The sequence below is a fragment of the Streptomyces sp. SLBN-8D4 genome, assembly GCF_049739545.1.
GTDB lineage: Bacteria > Actinomycetota > Actinomycetes > Streptomycetales > Streptomycetaceae > Streptomyces > Streptomyces canus_C.
This window is the reverse complement of sequence record NZ_JBMGQC010000001.1, coordinates 1675079-1692793: the sequence shown is the minus strand read 5'-3', so window position 1 is coordinate 1692793 and position 17715 is coordinate 1675079. Positions and strand designations below refer to the sequence as shown.

General features: G+C 69.7%; 14 protein-coding genes and 1 pseudogene. 9 read left to right on the top strand and 6 right to left on the bottom strand.

What is annotated here, in order from left to right; all coding sequences use genetic code 11:
• Positions 1-2: 2 nt before the first annotated feature.
• The 3 genes from eboE to RKD20_RS07780 are packed head-to-tail and all read left to right on the top strand — an operon-like array spanning position 3 to position 3667.
• Positions 3-1172 (top strand): metabolite traffic protein EboE, encoded by a 1170-nt coding sequence (gene eboE / locus RKD20_RS07790; RefSeq protein WP_424877060.1) that lies wholly within the window; start codon positions 3-5, stop codon positions 1170-1172.
• Positions 1169-2566, top strand: coding sequence for a nucleotide pyrophosphatase/phosphodiesterase family protein (locus RKD20_RS07785; RefSeq protein ID WP_424877059.1), 1398 nt, complete (start codon positions 1169-1171; stop codon positions 2564-2566). The genes eboE and RKD20_RS07785 overlap by 4 nt, the downstream gene beginning before the upstream one ends.
• Before the next feature lie 60 nt (positions 2567-2626).
• A complete protein-coding gene (locus tag RKD20_RS07780; RefSeq protein ID WP_424877058.1) occupies positions 2627-3667 on the top strand; it encodes a sugar phosphate isomerase/epimerase family protein in 1041 nt (346 codons plus the stop codon).
• Positions 3668-3753: 86 nt separating this feature from the next.
• Here the strand turns inward: RKD20_RS07780 and fdhD are convergent, their stop codons facing one another.
• The 3 genes and pseudogenes from fdhD to RKD20_RS07765 form a co-directional block, all read right to left on the bottom strand.
• Positions 3754-4605: a formate dehydrogenase accessory sulfurtransferase FdhD gene (gene fdhD / locus RKD20_RS07775; RefSeq protein WP_424877057.1), complete on the bottom strand. Its 852-nt coding sequence runs from the start codon at positions 4603-4605 to the stop codon at positions 3754-3756.
• An 8-nt stretch (positions 4606-4613) separates the two neighbouring features.
• Positions 4614-5060, bottom strand: a pseudogene (locus RKD20_RS07770) (molybdopterin dinucleotide binding domain-containing protein); the annotation flags it as partial.
• Positions 5061-5407: 347 nt separating this feature from the next.
• The gene (locus tag RKD20_RS07765) at positions 5408-6379 is read right to left on the bottom strand and encodes a 2-dehydropantoate 2-reductase (protein WP_424877056.1); all 972 of its coding nucleotides are present in this window, start codon (positions 6377-6379) and stop codon (positions 5408-5410) included.
• 242 nt (positions 6380-6621) lie between these two features.
• Here RKD20_RS07765 and RKD20_RS07760 point away from each other — a divergent pair, with 242 nt between their 5' ends.
• Positions 6622-7296, top strand: a complete 675-nt coding sequence (locus RKD20_RS07760) for a GntR family transcriptional regulator (protein WP_424883170.1) — start codon at positions 6622-6624, stop codon at positions 7294-7296.
• 456 nt (positions 7297-7752) lie between these two features.
• Here the strand turns inward: RKD20_RS07760 and RKD20_RS07755 are convergent, their stop codons facing one another.
• From RKD20_RS07755 to frc (RKD20_RS07745), 3 genes are all read right to left on the bottom strand, one after another.
• The gene (locus RKD20_RS07755; RefSeq protein WP_424877055.1) at positions 7753-9168 is read right to left on the bottom strand and encodes an OFA family MFS transporter; all 1416 of its coding nucleotides are present in this window, start codon (positions 9166-9168) and stop codon (positions 7753-7755) included.
• A gap of 1 nt (position 9169) precedes the next feature.
• Positions 9170-10561: an OFA family MFS transporter gene (locus RKD20_RS07750; protein WP_424877054.1), complete on the bottom strand. Its 1392-nt coding sequence runs from the start codon at positions 10559-10561 to the stop codon at positions 9170-9172.
• A gap of 173 nt (positions 10562-10734) precedes the next feature.
• On the bottom strand, positions 10735-11967 hold the full coding sequence (gene frc / locus RKD20_RS07745; protein WP_424877053.1) for a formyl-CoA transferase: 1233 nt from the start codon (positions 11965-11967) through the stop codon (positions 10735-10737).
• Between the two features lie 140 nt (positions 11968-12107).
• On the opposite strand from frc (RKD20_RS07745), the gene sucC reads away from it, so the two are divergent.
• From sucC to RKD20_RS07720, 5 genes are all read left to right on the top strand, one after another.
• Positions 12108-13238 (top strand): ADP-forming succinate--CoA ligase subunit beta, encoded by a 1131-nt coding sequence (gene sucC / locus RKD20_RS07740; protein WP_424877052.1) that lies wholly within the window; start codon positions 12108-12110, stop codon positions 13236-13238.
• Between the two features lie 11 nt (positions 13239-13249).
• Positions 13250-14149, top strand: coding sequence for a succinate--CoA ligase subunit alpha (gene sucD / locus RKD20_RS07735; RefSeq protein ID WP_424877051.1), 900 nt, complete (start codon positions 13250-13252; stop codon positions 14147-14149).
• Positions 14150-14246: 97 nt separating this feature from the next.
• The gene (locus RKD20_RS07730; RefSeq protein ID WP_020124993.1) at positions 14247-15803 is read left to right on the top strand and encodes an aldehyde dehydrogenase family protein; all 1557 of its coding nucleotides are present in this window, start codon (positions 14247-14249) and stop codon (positions 15801-15803) included.
• 82 nt (positions 15804-15885) lie between these two features.
• Entirely contained in the window at positions 15886-17115 is a 1230-nt protein-coding gene (frc, locus tag RKD20_RS07725) for a formyl-CoA transferase (protein WP_424877050.1), read from the top strand.
• Between the two features lie 39 nt (positions 17116-17154).
• Positions 17155-17676 (top strand): beta-class carbonic anhydrase, encoded by a 522-nt coding sequence (locus RKD20_RS07720; RefSeq protein WP_424877049.1) that lies wholly within the window; start codon positions 17155-17157, stop codon positions 17674-17676.
• The last annotated feature ends 39 nt before the right edge of the window (positions 17677-17715 follow it).

The window sequence follows — 17715 nt, the reverse complement described above, 5'->3', positions numbered from 1 at the left end:
CCATGCGCTTCCGCCACCCCGACGGCACCACCGTCCACCTCGCCTACTGCACCAACGTCCACCCCGCCGAAACCCTCGACGGCGTCGTCGCACAGCTCCGCGACCACTGCGAGCCCGTCCGCCGCCGCCTCGGCCGCGACCGCCTCGGCATCGGCCTGTGGCTCGCTCGCGACGCCGCCCACGCCCTGGTCAGCGACCCCTCCGCACTGCGCGACCTGCGCTGCGAACTCGACCGCCGCGGCCTCGAAGTCGTCACCCTCAACGGCTTCCCCTACGAGGGCTTCGGCGCCGAAGAGGTCAAGTACCGCGTCTACAAGCCGGACTGGACCGACCCCGAACGCCTCGACCACACCACCGCCCTGGCCCGCGTCCTGACCGGACTCCTGCCCGACGACGTCACCGAGGGCAGCATCTCCACCCTGCCGCTCGCCTGGCGCACCGCCTACGACGACGCAAGCGCCGACAAGGCCCGCACCGCCCTGCGCACCCTCGCCGAACGCCTCGACGCCCTCCAGGAGCTGACCGGCCGCTCCATCCGCGTCGGCCTCGAACCCGAACCCGGCTGCGTCGTCGAGACCACCGCCGACGCCGTCGCCCCGCTGACCGCGATCGCCCACGACCGCATCGGCATCTGCGTCGACACCTGCCACCTCGCCACCTCCTTCGAAGACCCGCACACCGCCCTGGACGCGCTCACCGCCGCCCGCGTCCCCGTCGTCAAGTCCCAGCTCTCAGCCGCCCTGCACGCCGAACACCCCCACCTGCCCGAGGTCCGCGAGGCACTCGCCGCCTTCGACGAACCCCGCTTCCTGCACCAGACCCGCACCTCCACCGCCGCAGGCCTGCGCGGCACCGACGACCTCGGCGAAGCCCTCGCCGGCGGCGCCCTGCCCGACGGGGCACCCTGGCGCGCCCACTTCCACGTCCCCCTGCACGCGGCCCCCGCCGCACCCCTCACCTCCACGCTCCCCGTACTCAAGGCCGCCCTCTCCCGGCTCGTCGGCGGCCCGCACCCGCTCACCCGCCACCTGGAGGTCGAGACCTACACCTGGCAGGCCCTCCCACCCGAACTGCGCCCCCGCGGCCGCACCCAGCTCGCCGACGGCATCGCCGCCGAACTCACCCTCGCCCGCGACCTGCTGACGGACCTCGGCCTGAAGGAGCTGCCATGAGCCACCAGCCCCCGGAGGCGGCACCGAACCCTCTCCTCGTCCTCGACGTCGTCGGCCTCACCCCCCGTCTCCTCCACCACATGCCCCACCTCAAGTCCCTCGCCGGGGCCGGCTCCCACGCCCCGCTCGGCACCGTCCTGCCCGCCGTCACCTGCGCCGCCCAGTCCACCTTCCTCACCGGCACCCACCCCAGCGAGCACGGCATCGTCGGCAACGGCTGGTACTTCCGCGAGCTCGGCGACGTACTCCTGTGGCGCCAGCACAACGGACTGGTCGCCGGCGACAAGCTCTGGGACGCCGCCCGCCGCGCCCACCCCGGCTACACGGTCGCCAACATCTGCTGGTGGTACGCCATGGGCGCCGACACCGACTTCACCGTCACCCCCCGTCCGGTCTACTACGCCGACGGCCGCAAGGAACCCGACTGCTACACCCGCCCCCCGGCCCTGCACGACGAACTCACCGAGAAACTCGGCACCTTCCCCCTCTTCCACTTCTGGGGCCCCGGCGCGGACCTGGTCTCCAGCCAGTGGATCATCGACGCCACCCGCCACATCATGGGCACCCGCCACCCCGACCTGACCCTCTGCTACCTCCCTCACCTCGACTACGACCTGCAACGCTTCGGACCCGACGACCCACGCTCCCTCAAGGCCGCCGCCGACCTGGACAGGGCGCTGGCCCCGCTCCTGGACGACGCCCGCGCGCAAGGCCGTACCGTCGTCGCGCTGTCCGAGTACGGCATCACCCGCGCGGACCGACCCGTCGACATCAACCGCGCCCTGCGCCGCGCCGGACTCCTGGAGGTGCACACCCAGGACGGCATGGAGTACCTCGACCCGATGGCGTCCCGTGCCTTCGCGGTCGCCGACCACCAGATCGCCCACGTCTACGTGCGCCGCCCCGAGGACCTGGAGGCCACCCGGGCCGCCCTCGACGGCCTGCCCGGCATCGAGCAACTCCTCGACGACGAGGGCAAGAAGGCCCACCACCTCGACCATCCGCGCTCCGGCGAACTCGTCGCCGTGGCGGAGCCGGACGCCTGGTTCACGTACTACTACTGGCTCGACGACGACCGCGCGCCCGACTTCGCGCAGCTGGTCGAGATCCACCGCAAACCCGGCTACGACCCGGTCGAACTCTTCATGGACCCGCTCGACCCCTACGTCAAGGTCAAGGCGGCCACCGCACTGGCCCGCAAGAAACTCGGCCTGCGCTACCGCATGGCGGTAGTGCCCCTCGACCCGTCACCTATTCGCGGCAGCCACGGCCGCCTCCCCGAGAGCGACGACGACGGTCCGCTCCTCATCTGCTCCACCCCCCACGCGGTCGGCGACCGCATCGCGGCCACCGACGTGAAGTCACTCCTGCTCCGACTGGCCGGTCTTTCCTGACTGGTCACCAGTGAAGCACCCACCACTGACAACGCCCCCAGACCCCGAGGAGTCCCGGACATGAGCCGCATGTTCCAGCCCGACCCCGAACTCACCCACCGCCTCACCAGACGAGGCATGCTCGGCGTGGCCGCCGGCGCCACCGCGGCCGCGCTGCTGGGTTCCGCCGCGGTCCCGGCCGCCGCCGCCACCCAAGCCGCCGACAAGACGTCCGGCCGCGGCCGCCCCGTCCTGCCCCCTGGCCGCCTCGGCATCCAGCTCTACAGCCTCCGCGACAAGGTCTCCACGCTCGGCTTCGCCCCCGTCTTCGCCGAACTCGAGAAATACGGCTACGACGAGGTCGAGTTCGCCGGCTACACCCAGGGCTCGGCCGGACCGATCACCCTGGCCCAGCTCAAGCGCCTGGCCCGCGACCACGGCCTGAACCCGATCGGCAGCCACGTCGGCTACTACGCGGACGACCCGAACGCCTACACCTTCGCCCAGAACCTCACCAAGGTCCTCGACGACGCCCAGGCCCTCGGCCTCAAGCACATCGGCACCGCCTCGGGACCGTTCCGCTACGGCTCGACCGTCGACGCGTGGAAGCGCGCCGCCGAGGAGTTCAACACCTACGGAGCCGCGGCCAAGGCACGCGGCATGAAGTTCTACCAGCACAACCACTCCGAGGAGTTCTCCTTCGCCACCGACAACCCCAAGGTCCGCCTCTACGACGTGCTGCTCAGGGAGACCGACCCCGACCTGGTGTTCCTGGAGATGGACATCTTCTGGGCGTACTCCGGCCAGTTCCGCTTCTCCCAGCGGCCCGACGGCACCCCCGCCCCCTTCGAACCCCTCGACTACGTCCTCAGGCAGCCCCACCGCTACTCGCTCTTCCACGTCAAGGACGGCGTGAGCGACCCCGCCGACACCTACGGCTACCGCATGACCGACGTCGGTGACGGCGACATCGACTACCAGAAGTTCATCTCCGCCGTGACCCGGCTGCGGGGCGAGCGCCTGGCCCACCACTGGCAGGCCGAGCACGACCAGCCCGCCGAGTCCTTCACGTTCGCCCGCCGCTCCAGCGCCTACCTGCACTCGCTGCGGGAGAAGTGCTGAGCGCACACGACAGAAGCGGGACCCCGAGGGCGCAGGGGGCGCTCCCCGCCCTTCGGGGTCCCGCCGTCGTGCAGCGGAAAGGACCGTCAGCCCGGGGCGGCCGCGACGGCCGTCAGGGTGATGCGGTTCTCTCCCGCGTACACGTTCATGGAGGGGCCGCGCAGGAAGCCGATCAGGGTGAGGCCGGTCTCGGTGGCGAGGTCGACGGCGAGGGAGGAGGGTGCGGAGACGGCGGCGAGGAGGGGGATGCCGGCCATGACGGCTTTTTGTGCCAGTTCGAAGGAGGCGCGGCCCGACACCAGGAGGATGGTGCGGGACAGGGGGAGGTGGCCGTGTTGGAGGGCGCGGCCTATGAGTTTGTCGACGGCGTTGTGGCGGCCGACGTCTTCGCGTATGTCGAGGAGTTCGCCGTGTTCGGTGAACAGGGCGGCGGCGTGCAGGCCCCCGGTGCGGTCGAAGACGCGTTGGGCTGCGCGGAGCCGGTCGGGGAGGCTCGCGAGGAGGTCGGGACTGACACGGACCGGGGGTGTGTCGTGGATGGGCCAGTGGGTGGTGGTGCGGACGGCGTCGAGGCTGGCTTTGCCGCACAGGCCGCAGGAGGAGGTGGTGTAGACGTTGCGTTGGAGGGTGATGTCGGGGATGGGGACGTGGGGGGTGGTGGTGACGTCGACGACGTTGTAGGTGTTGGAGCCGTCGGTGGTGGCGCCGGCGCAGTAGACGATGTTCTGCAGGTCGTTCTGCTGGGCGAGGACGCCTTCGCTGACGAGGAAGCCGGTGGCGAGGGCGAAGTCGTCGCCGGGGGTGCGCATGGTGATGGCGAGGGGTTTGCCGTTGAGGCGGATTTCGAGGGGTTCCTCGGCGACCAGGGTGTCCGGGCGGGACGAGAGGGCCCCGTCGCGGATGCGGATCACCTTGCGTCGTTCCGTGACTCGTCCCATGTCCGGTCTCACCTCCGTATCGCCACGACGGGCATCTTCTCGACAGGCAACTTCTCGATCCGGATCGCGGCGGCCTGGAACTCCACGGTCCCCGCGATGGGACAACCAGCCCTGTACGCACCCCGGTTGGCGTCCGTCCCGTCCGGCGGACGGCCGCTCATGAACGCCAGACCGGGCCGCAGCGCCGGATCCACCCACACCGGCGCAGTCGTCGAGCCCCGCCGGGTGATGACCCGCACCTCTTCGCCGACCACCACGCCATAGCGCTCGGCGTCCTCCGGACTCAGCTCGACACACTCGGTCCGCCGCAACGGCGACGCCGAACCGCCCCTCTGGACGAGGGTGTTGTACGAGTCCGTACGGCGCCCCTTGGTGAGCCGGACCGGATACTCCTCGTCCGTCAGGTCGACGGGAGAGGAGTGCTGGACCAGGTGGAAAGGTGTCCGCCCCGCTCGACCGTCGTGACCGCGGCCGGTGAGCAGCGCAAGGTCGGTCAGCGCGCGGACCTCCTCGTGCCCGGTGCCGACGAACGCCCGTAACGGCTCGCCGCGCGCATAGGTGTGCGCCAACTCCCGCACGACAGCGGCCGGTACGCCCGTCACCTTCACCGCGAGCGACACCGTCCACGGCTCGACGAGCCGCCGGTACTCCTCGAACCCGGAGGTCGAGCACTCGATGAACGCCCGGTCGGCCAGCCCCGCCCGGATGATCTCCCGGCCGATCGCATGGGCCAACGCGACCCCGGCGCCGGCCTTCGGCCGGATCCGGGGTGACGGCCCGACGGCGTGGGTGCCCCGTTCCGTCATGCGACGGCCCGGAGCGCGAGGAGGTCGGAGAGTGCGTGGACGGTGCGGAGCGTGGGCACGTCCACACCGGTGATCTCCGCCAGCTCGATGACCGCGGTGAGCAGGACGTCGAGTTCCAGCGGTTTGCCGCGCTCCAGGTCCTGGAGCGTGGAGGTGCGGTGGTCACCTACGCGCTCGGCGCCGGCGAGACGGCGTTCGATGGAGACACCGACGGTGCAGCCGAGCGCCTCGGCGACCGCGAGGGTCTCGGCCATCATCGTCTCGATGACCTTGCGGGTGCCGCCGTGCAGGCACATCTGGCGCATGGTGGCACGGGCCAGCGCGCTGATGGGGTTGAAGGAGATGTTGCCCAGCAGCTTGAGCCAGATGTCGTCCCGCAGGTTCGGCTCGACCGGGCACTTGAGCCCGCCGGCCTGCATGGCCTCGCTGAAGGCCTGACACCGGGGCGAGAGGCTGCGATCCGGCTCGCCGATCGAGAACCGGGTGCCTTCCAGGTGCCGTACGACCCCCGGCCCTTCCAGCTCGGTCGCCGCGTAGACGACACACCCGATGGCCCGGGAGGGAGCGAGCACCGCACTGACCGCGCCACCCGGGTCCACGCTTTCGATGCGGTGCCCGTCGTGCGGGCCGCCGTGCCCGTGGAAGTACCACCAGGGGATGCCGTTCTGGGCCGCGATGACCGCGGTGGTGTCGGTGAGCAGGGGCTCGATGAGCGGCCCGCACGCCGCGTACGAGTTGGCCTTCAGGCCGAGGAAGACGTAGTCGACCGGGCCGATCTCGGCCGGGTCGTCGGTGGCGTGGGCGCGGGCGGTGAAGTCGCCGCGCGGGCTGAGGACTTGGACACCGTGCTCCCGCATGGCCGCTAGATGCGGACCGCGGGCGATGAGATGGACGTCGGCGCCGGCGCGGTGGAGTGCCGCGCCGACGTAGGCACCGATGGCTCCGGCGCCGAGGACTGCGACTTTCATGGGTGGAAGCTCCGTTCGGTGAGGGTGACCGAGGAACTGCCGACTTTGTCGACTGGATATTGTCTACAGGATGGAGAGAGTGCTCAGCAAGGGTTCTGACGTCACCAAGGCCCATGAGCTGCTGCTACGCCCCCGTAAGTGCCGGGCCGACGGGGGTTGTGCGCCGTAGACTGTAGGCGAAAACCAATTCATAATTGGCTCTCAGCTGCAGCGACGAGCGCTGTACAGGAGGGACCGTGATGTTGCCGACGACAGGACTGCCGTACGGGACGGTGCCCAGGCTCGAGCGCCCCGGTCCACTGCGCGACCGTGTCTACGGCGCGCTGCTGGAACTCATCACCACCCGTGCTCTCCAGCCGGGTCAGCATCTGGTGGAGAGTGAGCTGGCGGGTCATCTGGGGGTGTCCCGGCAGCCGGTGCGGGAGGCTCTTCAGCGGTTGAACACCGAGGGGTGGGTGGATCTGCGGCCCGCCCAGGGCGCGTTCGTGCACGAGCCGACCGACGAGGAGGCCGACCAACTCCTCACCGTGCGCACGCTGTTGGAGGCCGAGGCGGCCCGGCTCGCCGCCGCGAACGCGGGCAGCGCCGGGATCGCCGTACTGGAGGACCTGTGCGCACAGGGAGAGAGCGCGGTCGCCGCCGACGACGTGGACGCCGCGGTCGCCCTGAACGCCCGACTCCACGCCAAGGTCATGGAGTTGGCGGGCAACGCGGTCCTCGCCGAGCTGGCGGGGCAGGTCGACCGCCGGGTGCGCTGGTACTACACGCCGGTCGCCCGGCAGCGCGGCCGCCAGTCCTGGATCGAGCACCGTGAGCTCATCGCGGCGATCGCCGACCGGGACGAGCAGCGCGCCACCGCGATCATGCGGCAACACACGGAACACACGCGGAAGATGTACCACGACCGCGAGAAGTGACGTACGACGCCGTCAAGTAGTTCAGGGCCCGTGGCCGCCGAACGGCGCCGGGCCGTCGGATCAGGCGGCCGACGGATAGCGCCCGGCGACGGATGGGGCGGTGGTTGATTAGCACCTGGCAATTGGTCGGCAGCGTGCTGTCGGGTCAGGCGGCTGTCGATCAGCGCCCGGCCGGCCGTCAGTCAGCGTTGGGCCATCGGTCGACACCCCGGCTCTCGGGTGAGGCGGCCGTGGGTCAGTGCCCGGCCATGGGTCGGCAGTCGGCAATCGGTCGGCACCCCCCATTGGGGCAGTGCGGCGTCGGCCAGTACCCGGCCCTCGGGTCAGGCGGCCATCGGTCAGCACCCGGCCATCGATCCGCACCCGGCAACCGGACAACGCCCAGCCATCGGATCAGGCGGCGGCCCCTTCCCGACGCCGTGGGGAAGGGGCCGCCCGCTGTCCGAACCGCCTTGCTCAGGCCGCGGCTTGTGGCTGTGGTGCCGGGGCTCCGCTCCGGGGCCGTCCCGGCTGCCGCAGCAGCAGGGCGATCGCCGCCGCGAGCATCGACGTGGCGCCGGCCAGGGCGTACGCCCCGTCGTAGCCCCAGGCCGCGACGACCATGGAGCCCAGGCCGCCGCCGAACAGGCCGGAGATCAGCTTGCCGCTGTACACCAGCCCGTAGTTGGAGGCGTTGTAGTTCTCCCCGAAGTAGTCCGGGGTGAGCGCCGCGAACAACGGGTAGAACGCACCGCCCCCGAACCCGGACAGGAACGCGAACACCAGGAACAACGACTCGCTCTTGATGTCGCCCGCCCAGATCACGCCGAACTGCGCGAGACCCAGGACGACGATCACGAACACCAGCGTGGACTTGCGGCCCCACTTGTCGGACAGCCAGCCCACCACCCCGCGCCCGACGCCGTTGATGACGGCCATGACGCCCATCGAGGAGGCCGCCACCAGCGGCCCGAAACCGACCTCCTTGGCGTAGTCGACCTGGAAGGAGATCCCGAAGATCGACACTCCCGCGGTCATGACGAGGGCGATCCACATGAGGGGAAGCATGCCGGTCCTGACGGCCTCCTTCGGCGTGAACTGCCGTACGGCCGGAGGGTTCTTGGCCAGAGCGCCGGTCCCCTTCCCACCGCCGCCGTGGGTGAGCGGATCGATGTCCGCGGGCCACCAGTTCTTCGGCGGGTCCTTGAAGAAGAACGCGCACCCGACGACCACGATCAGGATGTAGCAGCCGATGAGGTCCAGGACGCGGTGGTAATTGGCCGTGTCGAAGCCGTAGTTGAAGATGAAGATGAAGGGCAGTGATCCGTACGCGAAGCCGCCGTTGACGAACCCGGTCCTGGCGCCCCGGCGTTCGGGGAACCACTTGCCGACCATGTTGATGCAGGTCGCGTAGACCAGTCCGGCGCCGATTCCCCCTATGACGCCGAATCCGAGGATCGCCAGCCAGACGTTGCCCAGGTGCGACAGGGCGAGGAATCCGACCAGACACATGCCCGAGCCGATGTACATGGCCTTGCGGGCGGTCAGGACGCCCTTCTCCCGCAGCCAGCCCGCCGGGAAGGCGATGCCGGCCTGGAAGAAGACCCAGACACTGAGGATCCAGAAGGTGTTGCTCTGCGTCCAGCCGTGGGCGTGGGACAAAGTGTCCTCGGCCGAGCCGTACGCGTACTCGAAGACGCTGATGGCCATCATGGTCATCCAGGGCAGATACACCATGATTTTGCGCGAGTGACCGAGGATGTCCCGGTCGGTCTCGCCGATGCGGTAGACGCGGCCATTGGCGTCGGTCACTTCTCGGTAGGGACGTGATGCGGCGGTGGAGTGTGGGGTCTTGTCGGTCTCGCTGCGTGCTGCGTACGGATCTGCCGTCATGTCAGGCCATTTCCTCGCCGAGCGGTTGCGGGTTGGGTACGGTCCGACGGCTGGTCTGAGGCCTGCCGGGCGCCTTCAGGAACAGCGCGAGAACCGCGGACGCCAGGCCGATGGAGCCGGCCAGCACGAACGCGCCCTGGTAGTCCCAGGCGCCGACCACGATCGAGCCGACACCGGAGCCGACGAGCCCCGAGATGAGCTTCGAGCTGTAGACCATGCCGTAGTTGGAGGCGTTGTTGTTCTCACCGAAGTAGTCGGCCGTCATCGCGGCGAACAGCGGGAAGATCGCGCCGCCGCCGAAGCCGGAGACCATGGAGCAGAAGAGGAAGAACGGCATGCTGCCCATCTGGCCGGAGACCAGCACCCCGAACTGGGCGGTGCCCAGCACCAGACAGACGATGATCAGGGTGTGGCGACGGCCGAACTTGTCGGAGATCCAGCCGATCACCCCGCGCCCGGTGCCGTTGACGATCGCCTTCAGGGACATCGCCGTGGCCACGATCCCGCCCGCGAAGCCCATGTCCTTGCCGAACGGCACCTGGAAGGCGATGCCGAAGATGTTGATCCCGGCCGTGCACAGCAGGCAGAACCACATCATCCACAGGACGGGCGTGCGCGCGGCCTCCCTCGGGGTGTACTGCTTGACGGCCGGCGGGTTCTTCTCCAGCGCCCGCCGGATCTTCGGGTCGTCGGTCTGCTTGAGCGGGTCGACGTGCGGCGGCCACCAGTTCTTCGGCGGGTCCTTGAAGAACCACCCGGCGAACGCCACGATCGCGCAGCAGACGAGGCCCACCGTCACCAGGACGCCCCGGTAGTTGCTGAGGTCCATGTACGAGGTGAACAGGAAGACGAAGGGCACCGAGCCGTAGGCGAAACCGCCGTTGACCATGCCGGTCTTGCCGCCCTTGCGCTCCGGGAACCACTTGCCGACCATGTTCACGCAGGTCGCGTAGACAAGACCGGCACCGATACCGCTGCACACGCCGAAGCCCAGATAGGCGAAGATCACGTTCGGCGCGAACGCCAGCGAGATGTAGCCGAAGATCGTGCCCACCGCGCCGAGCATCATCGCGTACCGGGCCGGAAGCTTTCCGCTCTCCCTGAGCTGCCCGGCCGGGAAGGCCACGGCCGCCTGGAAGAACACCCAGACGCCCATCAGCCAGAAGATGTGCCCACTGCTCCACAGATGCGCCTCGTGCAGTGTGTCCTCGGCCGACGTGAACGCGTACTCCGAGGAACTGATGCCCAGCATGCCCATCCACGGGAAGAGCACCATGGTCCATCGTGGTCGCCCCATGATGTGCCGGTCGGTCTCGCCGACCCGGTACACGCGGCCGTTGCGGTCCGTCACCTCCCTGAAGGCGGCGGACGACGAGTAGTCGATGGCTGTCATAGTCTTCAAGCACTCCTTGCGTCGAAAGATCTGGCCAGCGCCCCCTGTCCAAATTCCTTTCGTGCGCGCACGGATCCCGGGGTCCGCCGACGCGCACCGCCGCCGGACCCCGCGCTCGTTCACGTCATGGACCACCGCCCAGGGGCCCGGGAACGTGGCTCCGGTTCACCACGTCAGATCACCCCGCCCGACCTGAGAAGCCGCAACTCCTCGTCACCGAGCCCGAGTTCGCCGATGTAGATGTCCTCGTTGTGCTGGCCGAGGAGGGGTGGGGTGGTGATGGTGGTGGGGGAGTCGGAGAGTTTGAGGGGGTTGCCGACCGTGGTGAACGTGCCACGGTCGGGATGGGCGACCTCGACGATCATGTCGTTGTCGGCCAGGGAGGCGTCCTCGATGATCTCTTTCGGGGACAGGATCGGCCCGCACGGGATGTTGTGTGCGTTGAGTTGTTCCAGGACCTGCCATTTGGGCAGGGTCGCGGTCCATTCCTCGATCAGCTGGAACATCTTCGCCAGCTTCGGCAGCCGGGCCTCGGGGGTGGCCCACTCGGGATCGGCGGCGAGTTCGGGACGGCCGATCAACTCGCTGAGCGGCTGCCAGCCGACGGGCTGGACGATGACGTACACGTAGTCGTTGGGCCCGCCGGGCGCGCACCGGACGGCCCAGCCGGGCTGCCCGCCCCCCGAGGCGTTCCCGGAACGCGGGACCTCATCTCCGAAGTCGTCGTTGGGGTATTCGGCCAAGGGTCCGTGCGTGAGGCGTTGCTGGTCGCGGAGTTTGACCCGGCACAGGTTCAGCACCGCGTGCTGCATCGCCACGTTCACCCGCTGCCCCCGCCCGGTCCTCTCGCGCTGGAAGAGCGCGGCCAGGATGGCGGCGACGGCGTGGATGCCGGTGCCCGAGTCGCCGATCTGCGCGCCGGTGGCCAGCGGCGGCCCGTCCTGGAACCCGGTCGTGGCCATCGACCCGCCCATCGCCTGCGCGACCACCTCATACGCCTTGAAGTTCGTGTACGGGCCCTGGCCGAAGCCCTTGATCGAGGCGTACACGATCCTCGGGTTGATCTCACGGATCCGGTCCCACGTGAACCCCATCCGGTCCACCGCGCCCGGCGCGAAGTTCTCCACCAGCACATCCGCACCCCGCACCAGCGCCGTCAGGATCTCCCTGCCCCGCTCCGTCTTGAGGTTCAGCGTGATGCTGCGCTTGTTGCAGTTGAGCATCGTGAAATACAGCGAGTCCACGTCCGGGACATCCCGCAACTGCCCGCGCGTGACGTCCCCGCCCGGCGCCTCCACCTTCACCACATCCGCCCCCAGCCACGCCAGCAACTGCGTCGCCGACGGACCCGACTGCACATGCGTCATGTCCAGCACCCGCACACCATCAAGCGCCAACGTCGTCACGGATCACCTCACGGCCATGTTTGGCACATTGCATACAGTCGACGAATACTGTATGAAGATTGTTATCCCGCATCCGATGGGTGATGTCCAGGGGGCGTGCAGCACTTTTGAGTCGTGCACTTTGAGACGGGAGCCCAAGCATGGACCTGTACGAGCACGAAGCCCGGGGGCTTTTCGAAGAACGCGGGATCCCGGTGCCCAGGGCGGAGGTCACCGACTCGCCCCGGGAAGCACGGGTGATGGCCCGCAGGCTCGGCGGCAGCGTCGTCGTCAAGGCGCAGGTCAAGACCGGTGGACGAGGCAAGGCGGGCGGAGTGAGGCTCGCCGCCGACCCGGCCGAGGCCGAGAGGACGGCACGCCGGATCCTCGGCATGGACATCAAGGGACACACGGTCGGCAAGGTCATGCTGGCCCAACCCGTGGACATCGAGGGCGAGTTCTACGTCGCCTACGTCCTCGACCGGGCCGCGGGACGCTTCCTCGCGATCGCCTCGGCGGCGGGCGGCATGGACATAGAGGAGGTCGCCGCGGTCCGCCCGGAGGCCGTCGCCCGGATACCGATCGACCCCGCAGAGGGCGTCACCTCGGCGAAGGCGGGCGAGATCGCCGAGGCGGCCGGACTGCCGCCACAGACCGTCGACGTTCTCGTACGACTCTGGGAGGTGCTGGTCGGCCAGGACGCCGTCCTCGTCGAGGTGAACCCGCTCGTCCGGACCCGGCAGGGGCACATCCTCGCCCTCGACGGCAAGGTCACCCTCGACGGCAACGCCCGCTTCCGGCAGCCCCGTCGGGGCATCGGGAGCATGGCGTACGACGATCCGCTGGAGGCCGCGGCCGCCGCGAAGGGCCTCAACTACGTGAAGCTCGACGGCTCGGTCGGCATCATCGGCAACGGCGCCGGCCTGGTCATGTCGACGCTCGACGTGGTCGCCGGCTGCGGAGCCCGTCCCGCCAACTTCCTCGACATCGGCGGCGGCGCCTCGGCCCGGGTCATGGCCGACGGACTGGCGGTCATCCTGTCGGACCCGGCCGTGAAGTCCGTGTTCGTCAACGTCTTCGGCGGGATCACCGCCTGCGACGCGGTCGCCGACGGCATCGTCCGGGCCCTGGACGAGGTCGAGTTGACCAAACCCCTCGTCGTGCGACTCGACGGCAACAACGCCGCCCGCGGCCGGGCCGTCCTCGACGAACGGGCCCACCCCCTGGTCCAGCAGGCCACCACCATGGACGGCGCAGCCCGCCGCGCCGCCGAACTCGCCAACGCCGGCTGAAGGAGAGGGACATGGCCATCTTCCTGACCAAGGAGTCCAGGGTCCTCGTCCAGGGCATGACCGGCGGCGAGGGCATGAAACACACCCGGCGCATGCTCGTGGCCGGCACCAACGTGGTCGGCGGCGTCAACCCGCGCAAGGCCGGACAGCGAGTCGACTTCGACGACCGGGCCGTACCCGTCTTCGGCTCGGTCACCGACGGCATACAGGCGACCGGAGCGGACGTCACCGTCGTCTTCGTGCCACCCCCCTTCGCCGCAGCGGCAGTCGTCGAGGCCGTGGACGCGGGAATCGCCCTGGCCGTCGTCATCACCGAAGGCATCCCCGTCCACGACTCCGTCGCCTTCACCTCGTACGCGAGGAAGAAGGGGACCCGGATCGTCGGCCCCAACTGCCCCGGCCTGATCACCCCCGGCCAGTCCAACGCCGGCATCATCCCGGCGGACATCACCAGGTCCGGCCGCGTCGGCCTGGTGTCCAAGTCGGGCACGCTCACCTACCAACTCATGTACGAGCTGCGCGACATCGGCTTCTCCACCTGTGTCGGCATCGGCGGAGACCCCGTCGTCGGCACCACCCACATCGACTGCCTGGCCGCCTTCCAGGACGACCCCGACACCGAACTGATCGTCCTCATCGGGGAGATCGGCGGGGACGCCGAGGAACGGGCGGCCGCGTACATCCGTGAGCACGTCACCAAGCCCGTCGTCGGCTACATCGCCGGATTCACCGCGCCCGAGGGACGGACCATGGGCCACGCCGGCGCCATCGTGTCCGGTTCGGCGGGCACGGCGCAGGCGAAGAAGGCGGCGCTGGAGGCGGTCGGCGTCAAGGTCGGGAACACCCCCACCGAGACGGCCCGCCTCGTGCTCGCCCTGCTGGACACGGTCCGCGAGGCCCCTCACGCCTGACCCGGACCCCCACACGGCGGCGGACGGAGACTCGCCCGGCCCCGCCGCGCCCTCAGACACCCCGCCCCCGACTGTGCACCGAGAGCGGAGACATCGCATGACCACCACCCTCAACTCCACCCACCTCGTGGTGAAGTCCGGCACCTCCTGGAACGACGCCTGGCAACGCTGCCTCGCCGTCGCCCCCGAGGCCTTCCGGGACGACCGCGTCCTCAACCTCTGGGCCTCCGCCTGGCGGGCCGACGGCCGGGCACTGCCCGCCACCAGCCCCGTCGACGGCAGCCCGATCGCCGGCCCGCCGCGTCTGGACCGGGAAGCCGCCCACCACGCCGTCCGCGCCTCCCTCGACCAGCACCGCGCCTGGCGGCACATACGGCTCGAAGAGCGCCGGGCCCGCGTCGCGGCCACCCTCGACGCCCTCACCCAGCACCGCGAACTCCTCGCCCTGTTGCTGGTATGGGAGATCGGCAAGCCCTGGCGGCTCGCGCAGGCGGACGTCGACCGGGCCATCGACGGCGTGCGCTGGTACGTCGACGGCATCGAACCCATGGTCGAGGGCCGCGCCCCGCTGGACGGCCCGGTGTCCAACATCGCCAGCTGGAACTACCCGATGAGCGTGCTCGTGCACGCCATGCTGGTACAGGCCCTGGCGGGCAACGCGGTCATCGCCAAGACCCCGACCGACGGTGGCGTCGCCTGTCTGACCCTGGCCTGCGCGCTCGCCGCCCGCGAGGGGATTCCCGTCACCCTCGTCAGCGGCAGCGGGCGAGAGCTGTCCGAGGCGCTGGTGCGGGCGCCCGAGATCGGCTGCGTCTCCTTCGTCGGAGGCCGCGACACCGGCGCCGCCGTCGCCACGGCCGTAGCCGACCTCGGCAAGCGCCACGTCCTCGAACAGGAGGGACTCAACACCTGGGGCATCTGGAACCACACCGACTGGGACGCGCTGACCGCCGTCATCCCCAAGCTCTTCGACTACGGCAAGCAACGCTGCACCGCCTACCCGCGGTTCGTCGTCCAGCGCGAGCTGTTCGACGAGTTCCTGACGGCCTACCTCCCCGCCGTGCGCACCCTGCGCCTCGGCCACCCCCTCGCCGTCGAACACCCCGACGACCCCTACCCGGCACTGGACTTCGGGCCGGTGATCAACGCGGCCAAGGCGAAGGAACTCCGCGACCAGGTCGCCGAGGCCATCAACCGCGGAGCCGTCCCCGTGCACCGCGGCAGCGAGGCCGACGCCCGCTTCCTGCCCGGCCAGGACACCTCGGCATACGTCCAGCCGGTCACCCTCCTCAACCCGCCCCCCTCCTCACCCCTGCATCACGCGGAACCCTTCGGCCCGGTCGACACCATCGTCCTGGTCGACACCGAGGCGGAACTGCTGGCCGCGATGAACGCCTCCAACGGCGCCCTGGTGGCCACCCTGTCCACCGACGACCGGGCCACCTTCGACCGGCTCGCCCCGCAGATCCGCGCGTTCAAGATCGGCCACGGCAAGCCACGTTCCCGCGGCGACCGCGACGAGCTGTTCGGCGGGTTCGGCGCCTCCTGGAGCGGCGCCTTCGTCGGCGGCGAACTGCTGATCCGCGCCGTGACCCAGGGTCCGGCCGGCGAACGGCTGCCCGGGAACTTCCCCGAGTACCAGCTGATGCCGTGAGAAAGGCCGGGGCGGCGCACCGGGAAGGGGCGCCGCCCGGCCACCGGCGAACACACGACGACGCAGAGATGGGGTGGCGAGCATGACGTTGGCGCTTGATGGTGTGCGGGTGCTGGACATGACGCATGTGCAGTCGGGTCCGTCGGCGACGCAGTTGCTGGCGTGGCTGGGGGCGGATGTGGTGAAGGTGGAGGCGCCGGGCGGGGACGTCACGCGCGGGCAGTTGCGGGATGTCCCGGACGTGGACTCGCTGTATTTCACGATGCTCAACTGCAACAAGCGCAGCATCACGCTGAACCTCAAGACGGAGCGGGGCAGGGAGATCCTGACGGCGCTGGTGCGGGGTGCGGATGTGCTGGTGGAGAACTTCGCGCCGGGCGCGGTGGACCGGATGGGGTTCACATGGGACCGGATCCGTGAGATCAACCCGAGGATCGTGTACGCCTCGATCAAGGGCTTCGGCCAGGGCCCGTACACGAACTTCAAGGCGTATGAGGTGGTCGCGCAGGCGATGGGCGGGTCGATGGCCACGACCGGGTTCCAGGACGGGCCGCCGCTGGCCACCGGCGCGCAGATCGGCGACTCGGGCACCGGCATCCACGCCGTCGCCGCCATCCTGGCCGCGCTCTTCCAGCGCGAGAGGACCGGGCGGGGGCAGCGGGTGAACGTGGCGATGCAGCACGCGGTGCTGAACCTGTGCCGGGTCAAACTCCGCGACCAGCAACGCCTCACGCACGGACCCTTGGCCGAATACCCCAACGACGACTTCGGAGATGAGGTCCCGCGTTCCGGGAACGCCTCGGGGGGCGGGCAGCCCGGCTGGGCCGTCCGGTGCGCGCCCGGCGGGCCCAACGACTACGTGTACGTCATCGTCCAGCCCGTCGGCTGGCAGCCGCTCAGCGAGTTGATCGGCCGTCCCGAACTCGCCGCCGATCCCGAGTGGGATACCCCCGAGGCCCGGCTGCCGAAGCTGGCGAAGATGTTCCAGCTGATCGAGGAATGGACCGCGACCCTGCCCAAATGGCAGGTCCTGGAACAACTCAACGCACACAACATCCCGTGCGGGCCGATCCTGTCCCCGAAGGAGATCATCGAGGACGCCTCCCTGGCCGACAACGACATGATCGTCGAGGTCGCCCATCCCGACCGTGGCACGTTCACCACGGTCGGCAACCCCCTCAAACTCTCCGACTCCCCCACCACCATCACCACCCCACCCCTCCTCGGCCAGCACAACGAGGACATCTACATCGGCGAACTCGGGCTTACCCGGGACGAGTTGCCCCAGCTCAAGGAGCAAGGCGTCATCTGATCGACCAGACCCGACCCGACCGGAGTGAGGTAGCCCCACATGACGACTTCCGTACCCCGAACCGCGACGGTCACCGACCGGCTCGTGGAAGCCAACCGCGCCTACGCCGCCCGGTTCACCGACCCCGGCATGGGTGCCCGCCCCGTCCTGCACGTGGCCGTCGTGGCGTGCATGGACGCCCGCCTCGACCTGCACGCCGCGCTCGGCCTGGAGCTCGGCGACTGCCACACCATCCGCAACGCGGGCGGTGTGGTCACCGACGACACCATCCGCTCCCTGACGATCAGTCAGCGCGCCCTCGGCACTCGCAGTGTGGCGCTCATCCACCACACCGGCTGCGGTCTGCAGACCCTGACCGAGGACTTCCGGCACGAACTGGAGCTGGAGGTCGGTCAGCGCCCCGCCTGGGCGGTGGAGGCGTTCCGGGACGTCGACCAGGACGTACGGCAGTCCATGCAGCGCGTGCGCACCTCGCCGTTCCTGCCGCACACCGACGACGTGCGCGGCTTCGTCTTCGACGTCACGACAGGGCTGTTGCGGGAGACAGCTCCGAACTCCTGAGCCACCCCGGCCTGTTGTGGGCGTCAAAACGGGCGGTGA